At 60.4% G+C, this 15,135-nt stretch carries 13 protein-coding genes; 9 read left to right on the top strand and 4 right to left on the bottom strand.

From position 1 onward, the window contains the following. Positions 1–22: 22 nt before the first annotated feature. Positions 23–349, bottom strand: a complete 327-nt coding sequence (locus HB393_RS11555; RefSeq protein ID WP_213805325.1) for a hypothetical protein — start codon at positions 347–349, stop codon at positions 23–25. Positions 350–372: 23 nt separating this feature from the next. On the opposite strand from HB393_RS11555, the gene HB393_RS11560 reads away from it, so the two are divergent. The 3 genes from HB393_RS11560 to frr all read left to right on the top strand — a co-directional run bounded on the left by HB393_RS11560 (position 373) and on the right by frr (position 2,676). Then, complete coding sequence (locus HB393_RS11560; protein WP_213805326.1) at positions 373–1,566, top strand: pyridoxal phosphate-dependent aminotransferase; 1,194 nt, start codon at positions 373–375, stop codon at positions 1,564–1,566. A gap of 4 nt (positions 1,567–1,570) precedes the next feature. Next, complete coding sequence (locus tag HB393_RS11565) at positions 1,571–1,837, top strand: hypothetical protein (RefSeq protein WP_213805327.1); 267 nt, start codon at positions 1,571–1,573, stop codon at positions 1,835–1,837. Positions 1,838–2,091: 254 nt separating this feature from the next. Beyond that, complete coding sequence (gene frr, locus HB393_RS11570) at positions 2,092–2,676, top strand: ribosome recycling factor (protein ID WP_213805328.1); 585 nt, start codon at positions 2,092–2,094, stop codon at positions 2,674–2,676. Positions 2,677–2,705: 29 nt separating this feature from the next. Here frr and HB393_RS11575 read toward each other — a convergent pair whose 3' ends face one another. Together HB393_RS11575 and HB393_RS11580 are read right to left on the bottom strand one after the other, a co-directional pair. Then, entirely contained in the window at positions 2,706–3,623 is a 918-nt protein-coding gene (locus tag HB393_RS11575) for an MBL fold metallo-hydrolase (protein ID WP_213805329.1), read from the bottom strand. Between the two features lie 178 nt (positions 3,624–3,801). Next, the gene (locus HB393_RS11580; protein WP_213805330.1) at positions 3,802–4,287 is read right to left on the bottom strand and encodes a nuclear transport factor 2 family protein; all 486 of its coding nucleotides are present in this window, start codon (positions 4,285–4,287) and stop codon (positions 3,802–3,804) included. Positions 4,288–4,419: 132 nt separating this feature from the next. Between HB393_RS11580 and HB393_RS11585 the strand changes: the two genes are divergently transcribed. The 5 genes from HB393_RS11585 to HB393_RS11605 all read left to right on the top strand — a co-directional run bounded on the left by HB393_RS11585 (position 4,420) and on the right by HB393_RS11605 (position 10,431). Then, complete coding sequence (locus tag HB393_RS11585; RefSeq protein WP_213805331.1) at positions 4,420–6,591, top strand: molybdopterin-dependent oxidoreductase; 2,172 nt, start codon at positions 4,420–4,422, stop codon at positions 6,589–6,591. Positions 6,592–6,709: 118 nt separating this feature from the next. Then, complete coding sequence (locus HB393_RS11590) at positions 6,710–8,644, top strand: S9 family peptidase (RefSeq protein ID WP_213805332.1); 1,935 nt, start codon at positions 6,710–6,712, stop codon at positions 8,642–8,644. Between the two features lie 10 nt (positions 8,645–8,654). Next, a complete protein-coding gene (locus HB393_RS11595) occupies positions 8,655–9,623 on the top strand; it encodes a threonine dehydratase (RefSeq protein ID WP_213805333.1) in 969 nt (322 codons plus the stop codon). Between the two features lie 23 nt (positions 9,624–9,646). Further along, on the top strand, positions 9,647–9,832 hold the full coding sequence (locus HB393_RS11600) for a CPXCG motif-containing cysteine-rich protein (protein ID WP_213805334.1): 186 nt from the start codon (positions 9,647–9,649) through the stop codon (positions 9,830–9,832). Between the two features lie 98 nt (positions 9,833–9,930). After that, a complete protein-coding gene (locus HB393_RS11605) occupies positions 9,931–10,431 on the top strand; it encodes a DUF892 family protein (RefSeq protein ID WP_213805335.1) in 501 nt (166 codons plus the stop codon). Positions 10,432–10,482: 51 nt separating this feature from the next. Here the strand turns inward: HB393_RS11605 and HB393_RS11610 are convergent, their stop codons facing one another. Continuing rightward, positions 10,483–11,508, bottom strand: coding sequence for a manganese catalase family protein (locus tag HB393_RS11610; protein WP_213805336.1), 1,026 nt, complete (start codon positions 11,506–11,508; stop codon positions 10,483–10,485). A gap of 631 nt (positions 11,509–12,139) precedes the next feature. Here HB393_RS11610 and bamA point away from each other — a divergent pair. Next, positions 12,140–15,124 carry an outer membrane protein assembly factor BamA gene (bamA, locus tag HB393_RS11615; RefSeq protein ID WP_213805337.1) on the top strand — a complete coding sequence of 995 codons (2,985 nt, stop codon included), beginning with the start codon at positions 12,140–12,142 and terminating at the stop codon, positions 15,122–15,124. Positions 15,125–15,135 lie beyond the last annotated feature (11 nt).

A 15,135-nucleotide genomic window follows, 5' to 3' on the forward strand; every position in this document is an offset into this window, starting at 1 on the left:
ATTATGCTTCCCACTACGATGATTAAGACGGTCGTTTGTGCCGAGGCTTTGAGTGGATTGGAGAGGCGATCAAATCTAAAGTAGTCGCATCTAGCTGCAAATCATCTTTTCGAAGCGTGCGTCCATTTCGTACTCTTGGATGAAGACCCCCCATCTGCTTCTGCCAAATCCTGCTGTATGGGCTGCCGGAAGTTGGTGTCATCTTCCAGAAGAAAGAGGCCGTCTCGGTGATCAGCTGTTCGGCGGGCTTGCCTGCCTGATGAGCGATGCGGGAGAGCTGGGCTTCCTGTTCGGCGGTAAGATGGAGTTCCACGAAGTTTAAGCTAGATAGAGCCAAATGTGATGTCATGGCGTGCTTTTAAGAGGTGATGTATGACGTATGTGAACTCGCCGGTACGAAATGGGTTGGGATTGAGTGATTTGGCGCCGCGGGTGGTGCAGTCGGAGATTCGGGCGATGACGGCGGAGTGCGACCGGATTGGCGGAGTGAATCTGGCGCAAGGGGTCTGCGATACGGAGGTTCCGGCGGTGGTGATGGAAGGGGCCATGCGGGCGATGCGGGATGGCCACAACATCTATACGCGGATGGATGGGATTCAGAGGCTGCGGCGGGCGATTGCCGGAAAGGTGGCGCAGACGCATGGGCTGGAGGCGGATCCAGAGCGGGAGGTGATGGTGGCGAGTGGGGCGACGGGGGCGTTCCACGCGGCGGCGATGGCGCTGCTGAATCCCGGGGACGAGGTGCTGCTGTTCGAGCCGTTCTATGGGTACCACGTCAGTACGCTGCGTTCGATGAAGGTGGTGGCAGTCGCGGTTCCATTGAAGGAGGAGAGCTGGGCGCTGGATCTGGATGCGGTGCGGGCGGCGATTACTCCGCGGACGCGGGCGATGGTGGTGAATACGCCTTCGAATCCAGCGGGGAAGGTGTTTACGCGGGCGGAGCTGGAGGGGTTAGCGGAGATCGCGACGGAGTTCGATCTGTTCGTGTTTACGGACGAGATCTATGAGCACTTCATCTATGGGGATGCGGAGCATGTGAGTCCGGCGATGCTCGCGGGGATGCGGGAGCGGACGATCTTGATGTCGGGGTTTTCGAAGACGTTTTCGGTGACGGGGTGGCGGGTAGGGTATCTGGTGGCGGACGCGAGGTGGATGGGCGCGATCGCTTACTTTCACGATCTGCTCTATGTCTGCGCACCGGCTCCGTTCCAGCATGGCTGTGCGGATGGGCTGGAGCAGTTGGGCAAGACGTTCTATGTGCGGATGGCGCTGGAGCATGAGGAGAAGCGTGGGATGCTGGTGAGTGCGCTGGCAGCGGCGGGAATGAAGCCGCATGTTCCGGATGGGGCTTATTACATTCTGGCTTCGGCAAATGGGCTGCCGGGAAGGACCGCGGCGGAGAAGGCTCGGGCGCTGCTGGCGAAGACGGGAGTGGCGTCGGTGGCGGGGTCGGCGTTCTTTGCGCCGGGGTCGGGCAGGGGCGAGGATCTGCTGCGGTTCTGCTTTGCGAAGAAGGATGAAGATTTGCAGGAGGCCTGCCGTCGCCTGGGTGGGTTGGGGAGCTAAACGGATGGCGCAGTTTTCCGAGGTCGTGCGGATCGAGGCGGCGATCAAGAATAAGAATGTGAAGGAGCTGGAGTGGTCGCTGTGGTACTGCCGGATGCGGCAGGCAGTGCCCTCGGCCAGGCCTGCGGATGTGCGGTATTGGAGTGGGGTGGAGGAGAAGGTGAGTGCGGTGTTGGCTCCCCCGGTCGCGGTGAAGGTGTATCCGGTGAAGAAGAAGCGGGAGGGGCGCGGGTTGGGGATGGGGCCGGTAGGGGAGGAGGATGGGGGTTGAGGCTTACGGGCCCGGAAAAAAAGGCGGGTAAGTTTTGCATCCCACCCTTCGCGAGAGACAACGGCGCGAAGGATGGGGCACCCGGAAGGTAGGGGCTAGGTGGTCGGGCTTTGCCCGATACCCCACCCTATTTGCGATGAGACTACAAAAGGGTGGGGCACCCGTTTTTGTGGCTTCGTTGGGAGGATTTTGGGGGTTATTTCGCGGGGAACCGAACGTCTCTGTAAAATATCGATTGACTAGAGGAGAACGTAATGGCATCTGCAATGGCGAGTATCGAGGCGTTGAAGGGCACGCACCAGCAACTGAAGAGCAAGATGGACAGCACGGTGGAGGACTTCCGGGGGCATCTGCTGTCGGCGCGGACGGGACGGGCGAACGTGCACATGCTCGACCAGATCAAGGTGGACTACTACGGAACGGACACTCCCGTGGCGCAGATGGGGCAGGTGAGCACGCCCGAGCCGACCATGATCCTGGTGCAGCCGTATGACATGGGGATGGTTTCGGCGATCGAGAAGGCGATCCGGACGTCGAGCGCGGGTCTGAACCCGATGACGGACGGCAAGGTGATCCGGGTTCCGGTGCCTCCGATGACGGAGGAGCGACGCAAGGAAGTGGTGAAGCAGCTTCAGAAGACGCTGGAGGATCACAAGACCGCGATCCGGAATATCCGGCGGGATGGGAACGACCAGATTAAGAAGGCAGCGAAGGACAAGCTGATCTCGGCGGACGACGAGAAGCGGGCGAACGAAGAGGTTCAACAGCTGACAGATGCGGAGATCAAGCGGGTGGAGGAGCTGTTCAAGGCGAAGGAGAAAGAGATCCTGACCTTCTAGAGCGCTCTCGGCTGTTGTCGTAGAGCGGATCAGACGCCCTGGTAGACGAGGCGGGTGAAGAAATCTCCGGTGATGGTCCCGGTATCGAAGGTTGCGTCGAACTTCGCGGTGGGTTTCGCGGCGACGGTCTCTTCGAGGGAGCGGCCTTGTCTCTTGAGCGCTGCTATTTTGTAGCGGATGGCGACGAACATCTGGTGAGATTCAGCGAGCTGGGTTTTGTTGCTGATGGGGCCGTGGCCGGGAACAAGAATCGTGGAGTCTGTTCCGATGGCAAGGTTGCGTTCGGCGGCGCGAATCATTCCGTCGATGTGGCCACCCGAGGAGTAGTCGATGAAGGGATAGGCGCCGTTACAGAAGGTATCGCCCGTGTGAAGGATATCGGCGTCGGTGAAGTAGATGGAGATATCGGTATCGGAGTGGGCAGGCTCGTAGCGGGTGAGAAGCAGGGTGGTGCTGTTGCAATAGATGGTGTGGCTGGTGGAGAAGACGACGGTGGGCAATGCGCTGGCGGGTACGGGATCGAAGTGCACTCCGAAGGCGGCGATGTCTTGCGGGGTGCTGAGGCGCAGGCGGGTGCGTTCGTGGGCGATGATGGTGGCTCCAGCGGAGTGCATCCACTCATTGCCATCGGTGTGGTCGAGGTGCCAGTGGGTGTTGACGACATAGCGGAGGGGATCGGGGCTGATGGCGTCGAGAGCCTCGGTGATCTGAGCGCGGCAGTCGACGAAGCTGGAGTCGACCAGGAGTTTGCCGTCTGCTCCCGTTAGAACGGCGATATTACCGCCAGGGCCGCCGATCAGGGCGCTGATGTTATCGCGGAGGGGATGGATGGTGATCGTGGCCTCGGCTGCATCTCTGCGCATCTGGTTTCCATGTTCGCTGAGAGGCTTGGCCTGGCCAACGACAGAAGTGTGGGTCGGGGCGACAGCCTCTTCGACGTTATCCATTCCTCCCTCGTTCCTCTCCCGGCTCGAAGAGACACAGCTGCTCAGTCATGAATCTTTTGGGACAGCCAGCTACCCCCGCACGCTCCCTTGGTGGGAGTGTGCGCATGTGTTCTTAACAGGTCCTCCCTGTCGCTTATTCCTGGCGGTTCATCGGTCTTGCCGTCTGTCACGCAGCAGCCTAAGTGGTGTGATCGATGATGATCTTCCAGCCCTTGTCGGTCTTTTCGAAGACGAGGGAGAAGAGGCCTTCGGCGTGGCCGCCCTCTTTTTTGCCGCGTTCGAGCTCGTATTTGCCGATGCAGACGGCGAAGCGGTCGTCGAGGGGGTGGACCTCGAGCTCGGAGAAGGAGAGGGTACCCATGGCGGCCTTGGTGGGGTAGTCGCGGTGGTACTGGTCGACGAGGCCGGCGTAGCTGCGGGAGATCTGGTGTGTGAGGAAGAGGGTGTCGGGGGAGTCCTTGTAGCCCTGGGCGAAGCCGTCGATGTCGCCGCGATTCCAGGCCGTCTCCTGGGCTAGGAGGACTTTGACGATGGCGAGCTCCTCCGGGGAGGCGGTGTGAAGGGGGTCAGGCTGGGCGTGGAGCAGGGTGGATGCGGAGGTAAAGAGGACCGCGATGAGGAGGAGCCGGAGCAGAGAGTGAGGCAAGGGGAGGCGAAGCGTCATGTCTGACCTCGAAGGGGAGCTTTTTGCCGGGGAGTTGAAGATGTTGGACATAGTGGGCCGAAGAGCTGTTGGGTAGCAGCATATAACGGCGCGTGGAGACCCGAGGTTACGGGGGAGACTAAAATCTTGAAGATGGCGACCAATCTTGCTCTGAATGCTGCTTTAGGACCTTCGGGATTTAAGACGGTTCATGCGGTCTGCTCGCATGACTGCCCGGACTCCTGTGGGGTTCTGGTGACGGTGCAGGTTGGGAGCGGAGGCGCTCCGGACCGGGCGGTGAAGGTGCAGGGCGATCCGGCGCATCCGGTGACACGGGGATTTCTGTGCGGCAAGGTGGCGAAGTATCTAGATCGGGTGTACTCGCCGGATCGGCTGCTGTATCCGATGCGGAGAAAGGCCGGGGTGGCAAAGGGGCCGCTGGCGCAGGGACGCGAGGCAGAGGCCTTTGAACGGATCGGGTGGGATGAGGCTCTGGATCAGATTGCGGCTCGGCTGAAGGGGATTGCGGCGGAGTTTGGGCCGGAGAGTGTGCTGCCGTACAGCTATGCCGGGACGATTGGGCAGTTGGGGTATGGATCGATGGACCGGCGATTCTTTTATCGGCTGGGCGCTTCGCAGTTGGACCGAACGATCTGCTCGACTGCGGGTGGGACTGCGCTGACCAGCGTGTATGGGGTGAAGCTGGGGACTACGCCGCAGGACTTTGCTCACGCCGGGCTGGTCGTGGCATGGGGCGCTAATATTCATGGGAACAATGTGCATCTATGGCCGTTTGTGGAAGAGGCGCGACGGGCGGGTGCGCGGTTGGTGGTGATCGATCCTTATAAGACGCGGACGGCCGCGCTGGCGGACGAGCATTTGGCGATCCAGCCGGGTACGGATACGGCGCTGGCGCTGGGGCTGATGCATGTGATTCTGCGGGAGGGTCTGGAGGATCGGGAGTACATCGCGCGGTGTACGACTGGATTTGAGGAGCTGCGGGCTCATGCGTTGAAGCCGGAGCACACGCCGGAAAACGTGGCCCAGGTTACGAGCATCGCGGCGGAGCGGATTGTGCGGCTGGCGCGGGAGTATGCGGGGAGCTTCAAGGTTACGGGGCGTCCGGCGGCGATCCGTCTGAACTATGGGATTCAGCGGAGTGAGAATGGCGGGACGGCGGCTCGGGCAGTGTGCATGCTGCCGTTGTTGACCGGGGCCTGGCAGCATCGCGGCGGGGGGCTGCAGCTTTCAACTTCGGGATCGTTTCCATTTAACGGGAATTCGCTGCAGATGCCGGAGTTAATGATGGCAAGTCCTTTAGGTCGCACGGCGAGGGTTGTGAATATGAGTCAGTTGGGGCAGGCGTTGACGCGGGAGGATGCAGGAGTGGGTGGGCCTCCGGTAAAGGCGCTGTTTGTGTACAACTCGAATCCGGCGGCGGTGGCTCCGAACCAGAACGATGTCCTGCGTGGGATGCTGCGCGAGGATCTGTACACCGTGGTGCACGAGCAGTTCTTTACGGATACGGCGGACTACGCGGATGTGCTGCTGCCTGCGCCGACGTTTCTGGAGACGAAGGATGTGCAGGGAGCGTATGGGCATCTGTTCGCGCAGGTCTCGGAGAGGGCGATTGAGCCGCTGGGCGAGGCGCGGAATAATGTGACGCTCTTCGGTGAACTGGGTCGGCGGATGGGGTTCGAGGAGGCTTGCTTCGATGACCGTGAGGACGAGTTGATCGATCAGGCATTGAAGACAGAACATCCCTGGTTTGCGGGGATGACGCGGGAGAGGCTGGAGCGCGAGGGGCATGTTCCGCTGCAGTTGCCGGTGAATGAGGACGGGGTGTCGCTGCCGTTCTCGACGTCGGAGTGGTTCAAGACGCCGAGCGGGCGGGGCGAGCTGGTTCCGGTTCCGGTGTTCGTGGCTCCGGTGGAGTCGCGGGGTGGCGTGGATGCGGGGACGTATCCGCTGGAGTTTCTGCCGAGAAAGGCGGACAACTACATGAATACGACCTTCGGGAACCTGGCGGTGCATCAGCGGATGGAGTCGCGCACGGCGGGCGTGTTGGAGATGCATACGAAGGATGCGGCGGCGCGGGGCATTACGGCGGGAGATGAGGTGGAGGTGTTCAATGGGCGAGGAAAGATCGCTCTGCGGGCGCTGGTGAACGGGCATGTGGGTGAGGGTGTGGTGGCGGCTCGGCTGGACTGGAATAAGTTGTCGGCGGGCGGCGGGAATGTAAATGCTCTGACGAGCGAGAGGCTCACGGATATCGGTGGTGGGGCTACGTTTTATTCGACGCTGGTCGAGGTGCGGAAGGCTTAGAGCAATCGCTCTCGGCCGGGTATAGCCGTAATCACTCTGGCGGTTTCGTCGTCGATGGAACTGCATTTTGTTTCAACACGTATAGCATTCATTCCAAATTGAAGTTAGAGGGGTATGTATGGTTCGCTCTGGTATCGGTGCAGGTGCTTTTCTCCTGGTGTGTGTGGGTGCGTTTGCATCGGGACCCGCGGATCGTGTGGTTACAGCTCCGAAGAGTGTGGCTTCGGAGACGAACGCCGCGAGTAAGGCTTTGCCGGTGGCGGAGTTGCTGCAGACGGTTCGCGTGGGGAGTACGTCGTGGTCGCCGGATGGGCAGAGGATCGCCTACGTGGGGAACGCTTCGGGGCGTCTGAATCTGTGGGTGATGGATGCCGACGGCGGCGGGGCGAGGCAGTTGCTGAAGTCGAACGACCGGCAGGCCAGCCCACGGTTTACGAAGGATGGGAAGGAGATCGTCTATGTGCAGGACAAGGGCGGCGATGAGCTCTACGACTTGTATGCCGTGGCGACGGCTGGAGGCGAGCCGCGCAATGTGACCAAGACCGATGAGGTCAGCGAGATTAGTCCGATATTTTCGAAGGATGGCCGGTGGCTGGCGTTCGGCAGCAAGGTGAAGAAGGAGCCTTCTACCAATGTCGCGGTGATGGAGTGGGGTGCGGGGACGATCAAGGTGCTGACGCATGAGACCGATCCCAAGGCGAGTTGGGATGTGGCGGACTGGAGCCCGGATGGGCGGTACGTCTTTGCGACACGGTCTGTCGGGCTGGAGGACGCCGACGTCTATCGCATCGAGGTGAAGAGTGGAGTGGCGGAGAAGCTGACGTCGCATGCAGGGCATGCGTTGGTTGGGGTGAGCGAGGTGTCTCCGGACGGGAAGACGCTGCTGTTGACCTCGAATGAGAAGGGTGGATATCAGAACGTCGCGTTGTTCGATCTGGCGAAGAAGAAGATGCGTTGGGTGACGGATACGCAGTGGGAGGCGATTCCAGGTGCGTTTTCGCCGAAGGGAGATACGTTTACCTATACGTTGAATGCGGATGGACGGACGACGATCCAGTTCGTGGATGTGAAGACATTGAAGTCGAGCGACCGCGGCCTGCCGGCGGGGTTGAATTCGGAGGCTGGCGCTCCGAGTCCCTTTCGAGGGGATGGCAGCTTTCTGTTCTCGCACCAGGACTCGACGCATGCTCCGAATCTTTACCTGTTGAGTGCGAGCGGAGCGGTGAAGCAGATCACGCATACGGAGAGTCCGGTGCTGACGAGTTCGCCTCTGCCGGGGTCGCAGTTGGTGACGTACAAGAGCTTCGATGGGCGGATGATCTCGGCGCTGGTGTGGGTACCGTTCAATCTGAAGCGTGACGGCACGGCTCCGGTGGTGGTGATGCCGCATGGCGGGCCGACGGCGCAGACGGTGGACAGCTTCAGTCCCCGGGCGATTCTGCTGGTCTCCCGAGGGTACGTGGTGATTGCGCCGAATGTGCGGGGATCGACGGGCTACGGCATGGAGTTCCAGAAGGCGAACTATCAGGACCTGGGAGGCGCGGATCTGAAGGATGAGATTGCTGGTGTGGACTTCTTGAAGGCCACGGGATTGATCGATGCGAAGAAGGTTGGGATCTGGGGTGGATCGTACGGCGGGTTTATGACGCTGATGGCGATCGGCAAGACGCCGGAGGTGTGGGCGGCGGCGGTGGATGAGTACGGAATTCTCGACTGGTACACGATGCTGGAGCACGAGGAGGCCTCTCTGCAGGAGTACGAGAAGACGCTGCTGGGCGATCCGGTGAAGGACAAGGCAGTGTATGAGGGTGCGTCGCCGCTGAAGTACATTCGGAGTGAGCGCGCTCCGCTGCTGGTGCTGCAGGGCGAGCGGGATATTCGGGTACCCAAGGAGGAGGCCGAGCAGGTCGTGGCGATCCTGAAGAAGGAAGGCAAGACGGTGGAGGCGGTTTATTACCCGGAGGAGGGTCACGGCTTCATCAAGCGGGAGAACCAGGTGGATGAGCTGACTCGGTCGGTTGCGTGGTTTGATAGGTATCTGAAGGGAAACTGAGAGGGTGACGATGGATCTGCCGGGCCTGGATGAGATCAAGCGGGCGGCGGAGCTGGTGTATCGGACGATGCCAGCTACGCCGCAGTACAGTTGGCCTCTGCTGAACGAGCGCGCTGGGGGTGAGGTGTGGGTGAAGCATGAGAACCATACGCCGGCGGGGGCGTTCAAGCTACGCGGCGGGCTGATCTATATGGACTGGCTGCGGAGGGAGCAGTCCGAGGTGACGACGGTGGTCTCGGCGACGCGGGGAAACCATGGGCAATCGATTGCTCTGGCTGCCGCACGGAACGGGATTCGGGCGGTGATCATTGTTCCGCACGGGAACAGCGTAGAGAAGAACCGGGCGATGCGGTCGCAGGGCGCGGAGCTGGTAGAGCATGGAGCGGACTTTCAGGAGGCTCTGGAGCATGCAGTGCTTCTGGAGCAGGAGAATGGATGGCACTGGGTTCCGAGTTGCCACGCGTTGCTGGTGAAGGGCGTGGCAACGTATGCGCTGGAGATGCTGACGGCGTGTCCGGAGCTGGATACCGTGTATGTGCCGATTGGGATGGGGTCGGGGATCTGCGGCATGATTGCGGTGCGGAATGCGCTGGGGCTCAAGACGAAGGTGGTCGGGGTGACGTCGAAGAGCGCTCGGGCGACCGCGTTGTCGTTCGCGGCGGGCGCGGTGGTGGAAGATGTCGCCACGACCCGGATCGCGGATGGCGTGGCTTGCAGACGGCCGATGCAGGAGACGCTGGAGGTGTTGCAGGCCGGCATGGAGCGGCTCATCGAGGTGGAGGACGATGAGGTCGAGGCGGCGATGAGGGCTTATTTCTCCGATACGCACAATGTTGCAGAGGGAGCGGGAGCGATCGGGCTCGCGGCTCTACTGAAAGACCGGGCGAATATGCAGGGACGGGTGGGAACGGTGCTCTGTGGAGGAAATGTGGATAGCGAGGTCTTCGCCCGGGTGCTGGCGGGTGGGGCCGCGGCTTAGGATACTTGCAGGGGTGAACAGCGATGTATTCGGCGGGGTTTCAGTGTGGGGGCTGTTTCGAGTGGGTGGAGACCACGGTGGATGAGTCGGGTGGCTCTCGGCAGCAGTATGTGGAGGACTGCCAGGTCTGCTGCCAGCCGAATGTGTTGACGATCCGGTGGGATGCGTCGGCGCAGACCTATACGATCTCGGCGGAGTTGGAGAGCTAAGGCTTCAGCCGAAGTGTGTCCATCGACCCGGCTGAATACAACGTTTTGCGGGAGGAGGCGATCTCAGTCCACTGACCGAACGAGATTGGTGGATTGCAATGATCGCGACGATGGATGGCGTGTTGCTGGCGGAGTTGAAGAAGCTCTACTCCGCCGAGAAGCAGATTGCTGAAGCGCTGCCGCGATTTGTTGAGGCGGCGAGTACCGAAGAGCTTCGAGACAGCCTGTTATCTCATGGAGAAGAAAGCAGGGAGCATCTCGCCCGCCTGGAGGAGAGCTTCGGGACTCTTGGGGAAGATGGGGACGGCGCGATCTGTGTGGGGATGCAGGGGCTCTTGGAAGAGGGGCTAAGCGCTTTGCAGCGGTATGACGCCGGGATGCTGCGGGACGCCGCGCTGATCGCCGCTGCTCTGCGGGTCGAGCACTATGAGCTGGCAAGTTATGGCGCCGCGATTGAGTTGGCCCGCGGACTTGGGCACGATGAGGCTTTGGCTTTGCTGGAGCAGACGTGGGCGGAGGAGGATCTGGCCGAGAAGAAGCTGGGGCAGATCGCGATCCAGGTGAACGCCGAGGCCTACGTGGGGCGGGATGATGTTTGAAGACTGTTGAGGGCGGGCGAGTGGTTGTGACCACTCGCCCACTCTTCAGGGTTATTTCTTCTTCGACTTGGGTGTGGATGGGGTGGTCTTACGTCCAGGTTGAGCGGAGGCTCCGATGCTGTCGGAGGTGCTTCCTTGGAAGCGGGAGTGAAGACCATCGTTGGGCTGAAGCGGCGAGATGCCACCCTTCTTCATGAGCTGAGCGGCGATCTCGTAGATCTCTTCCGGAGCGTAGTCAGGAGAGAAGAGGGACCGGCACTCGCCGACGACTGGGCCTTCGGTGGCGTGCTCAGGGGTGCCCTGAATGACTTCCAACTCTTCGCCGTCGGCCCAATCGGCTGGACCGGACCACACGCCTGCGACGTCGCCGTAGTCCTCTTCCGAGAAGGTGTAGAGCTTGCGATGAGAGCCGATCGCCTGCCACTTACGAGCCTCTGGAATCTTGGAGTCGTCGATATTCGGAGTAGGGAGCATCTTGGTGATCTCGACGCCCGTGACCTTGCGCAATGCGAGAGCGTAGGCGGCCTGGTGGACTCCGCCGCGAACCATCAGATAGCCGATGACGTCGCGTGCGGCCTGGTTGGTCGTCATCTGATAGCAGCGGTGCTTGTGCATGCGTGCGCCGGTCTCGAGGAAGAAGTTGTGGAGCAGGTCGGAGACGAGGTTGCCGCTGGAGAATACGTGCTCTCCGCTCCAGAAGTGGCCCATGGAATCCATGACCTGATGCCCGCCGCCGCCCACGATGGTGTGATGGGTGTTGCGAAGGTTCTTCGCGTCTTCGAGCGGAGCATCGACAGGCTCACCCTCGGGTACGGAGCCTTCCAGCATGAGGTTGATGGCGGTCGAGATCAGTTCGACGTGGCCGAGCTCCTCGGTGGTGATGCTGGCGACGAGGTCGTAGAAGGGCTTGAGTTTCTTCTTCTCTTTGAAGCCGAAGGACTGATGCAGGTAGTTGTTGAGGGTGGACATCTCGCCGAACTTGCCGCCGAGGAGCTCCTGGATGGCGGCTGCGCCGTTGGGATCGGGACTGGCTGGCTTTTCAAGCGGGATGAGGAGTTTTTCTGAGCGAAGGAACATAAGGACCTCTCGTCTTTCGGTGGATATGAAATGGGACTACCCATGCTCAGAACAGGCAGACATGGGTGAAGGGATGTAGCTAAGGAGTGAAGACGTACATCCGTGAACACCGTTCAACGTCAGGATGGAGGGTGTGATGCCAGGGATCTGGGGGAAGATGTGCTATAGGAGAGGTCAATTGTTGACGCGCCGAAGGTTGTACCGCGCTGTTGTGATTGCGATCAAATCCCCTCTTTTCTGGGGAAATTTGGGCATCTGGAGGGTACGGAGAGCTGTTGAACGAGTACAGAGCCTGAGGCGTTCGACAGGAGCCGGAAGAGTCGCTGCCGTTTGAACTGATCGGAGAGAGCCGCCGTGTGAGCTTTCCTGGACCTCGTTCCTAATTTGGGAAGGAGGTTGCGATGGCCGAAATGCGCTCCGGATACTGAGCGCGCGATCCTGCGGGATTGTCTCCAGTAAAAACGCAGCGACAAGTGTGCGGGCGCGGGTTTTGTAGAGGCGAGGCGGTCCGAAGGCAGGGGCTCGGAGAAGGGAACCCGGGGTTGAACTCGCTAAGAAAAGGGCCGCTCCCATATAATCGGAGACTCCCCCCTAGATGTACCGGCGGGCGCGATTTTAGAGCAGTGAGGGTGTGCGTATCTTTACCGAGAATCGAGAGAGCGAAAGCTCCCTGAAGAGCAAGACCAAGACTGTGCGCCCGCGCTCCAGACGCTTCCGCATCCTTATTGCCGCTGCCCCATTGCTGGTTCTGGGGGCGTCCGCTGTTGCCGGACTGGCCCAGGCTGCGCGGAATCCGCAGAACATCTTCACCACTCCGGCGCCGCAGGGGGTGCAGACGCTTTGCCAGCCCCAGGTGGTCGGGAATCGCAGAATCCCAAAGGAATCAGTGCTGGCGCGGCTGTTTTCGAGGGCGAACGACCTGTACGATCCGCTGGTGGTCGAGCGGGACTTCAACTCCCTTTGGAACACGGGCTACTTCGACGATGTGAGGATTGAACGGACGGACGACGAAAAATGCGTGCAACTGCATATTTATGTCCGCGAGAAGCCGACCATCCGGGAGATCAACTACAAGGGTTTGAATGCGGTCTCGCAGTCGGATGTGCTGGAACGGTTCAAGAAGGCCAAGGTGCCGCTGACGGTCGAGAGCCAGTACGACCCGACCAAGATCAAGCGCGCAGAGAATACGTTGAAAGAGCTGCTGGCCGAGCACGGCCACCAGTTTGCCACGATCCGGACCGAGGTGAAGACGATTCCTCCGGCGGCAGTGGCGATCACGTTCAATATCAAAGAGGGCCCGACGGTAAAGGTCGGCAAGATCGCCTTCCAGGGCAACGACAGCGTCAACGACCGCACTCTGCGGGCGGCGATGCGGAATCTGAAGCCGATCGGTATCCCGCACTCGATCATCCTGGAGAATCTGTTTGCGCGCACCTTCGACGCGAGCAAGCTGGACGAGGATACGGAGCGCGTACGGCAGGCTTACAGGGATCGCGGCTACTTCAAGGCGCTGACCAGCGAACCGACGACGCACACACGCGATGCAGGCGGCTTGAATCCGTTTACGTTGCGGCCGTCCAAGGGCAAGCGAATCGATATCCTGATGCTGGTGGAAGAGGGAAGCCGGTACAAGCTGGGCGGCATTACCTTCTCAGGCAATAAAGAAGTTACGAACGTCAAGGTATTGCGGGCGCAGTTTGCGCAGAAGGATGGCGAGTACTTCAACGCCACACTCTTCGGCAAGGGGCTGGAGCAGCTCCGCAAGGCCTATGGCTCGCTGGGCTTCATCAACTTCGTCGGCACGCCGATACCGCGCACCGACGAGGCGAAGAAGCTGGTGTACCTGGATATCGAGATCGACGAGGGCAAGAAGTTCTTCGTATCGCGGATCGAGTTCACTGGTAATACGATTACGCGCGACAAGGTCATTCGCCGCGAACTGATGCTCGAGGAGGGGCAGCAGTACAACAGCCAGCAGTGGGAGCTTTCGATCCTGCGGTTGAACCAACTCAACTACTTCGAGCCGCTAAAGGTAGACCAGGACTCGGAGAGCCGCCTGAATCCGGACGACGGAACGGTAGATCTGTTGCTCAAGCTGAAGGAGAAGGGCAAGAACTCCATCGGGTTGAACGGCGGTATCAGCGGACTCTCGGGAACGTTTATCGGATTGAACTACGAGACGAATAACTTCCTGGGACTGGGCGAGACGCTGAGCGTGCAGGCCAATATCGGCGACCTGTCCCGAAACCTGAGCTTTGGGTTTACCGAGCCTTATTTCCGGAACAAACCAATCTCGCTGGGCATGCAGGTATTTACCAGCAAATTCGACTACAACCCTGCTAAGGCCAGCGGAATTACCCAGGGCGGCAGCGCGAACCTCACCAACGCGCAACAGTCGCAACTGACGAACTATAACCAGGCGACGACCGGCCTTACCATTTCGTTGAGCCAGCCGCTGCGCCATCTGTTTGCACGGAGCGGCGTGGCGCGCGTCGGCGTCTCGTACTCGCTGTCACGGTCTTCGGTGACGACGTTCAACGACAATACGAGGAACGTGTTCCAGTCGCTGGCGTTCCGTTCCGGCGTAGCCGGGCAGAACCAGTTGAACGGCATCATCACCTCGGTGGTTACGCCGAGCTTCACGTTCTCGAGCCTGGACCGCGCAGTAGGCCCCCATACGGGTAAGGACTTCAACGTCGCGGTGCAGATTGCAGGCGCGGCCGGAAATGTGAAGTACTACCAGCCGGTGATGTCGTATCGGCAGTTCTTCCCGATGAAGGGCCTCAAGGTAAATCGCGAAGGACACAACGTCCTGGGCTATCGCGTGCAGGTCTCCCACGTAGCCGGCTTCGGCGGCCAGGTGGCTCCTCCCACCAACCGTATCTATAACGGTGGCGAGTCGGATATCCGCGGCTTCGATGTGCGGTCGGCTTCGCCGTACACCTTCATTCCAACGAAGGTCATGTTCAACCTGACCAATCCGGACGGCACCTCGACGGTGCCGCGCGATCCGACCAACCCGACGCTGGGGGCTGTGCAGATTCCGCTGCCTGTCTATCGTCTGGTCTCGATCGGTGGAGACACCAGCGTAACGGCGAATCTCGAGTACCGCATTCCGATCATCAATCAGGTGACGTTCGCGTTCTTTACCGACTTCGGGATGACTTTTGATACGCAGCCAGGACAGTTGCGGCAGAGTCCGGCCGGGCAGTCTTTGATCAACAGCCCTTCCTATGGCTGCCCGACGTTGATCAATGGAGCCTGCTTCGGAGGCCAGCAGGTCATCTTTCCTGCTCAGTTGAAGACGGTACCCTTCACCAACTACGTGCCTCGCATGTCGAACGGTGCGGAGCTGCAGGTGATTCTGCCGATCGTCAATGCACCGTTCCGGATCTTCTACGCGTACAACCCGCTGCGGTTGTTCAGAGATGTTCCGCAACAGTTGGCGCTGCCTCAGACCTGCTCCGCTACTGTGACGAATTGCTTCCGAAACTTCTTCCCGAACTCGGGCGCTGGAGACTTCAGCTACGCTCAAGCGGTGCAGTTCTATGGAGCAGACTATACGCTCCGCGAACCGCGTAAGACCCTTCGGTTGACGGTCAGTACGACCTTCTAAGAAGCGTGTTT

The organism is Granulicella sp. dw_53 (assembly GCF_018449545.1).
Classification (GTDB): Bacteria; Acidobacteriota; Terriglobia; order Terriglobales; family Acidobacteriaceae; genus Edaphobacter.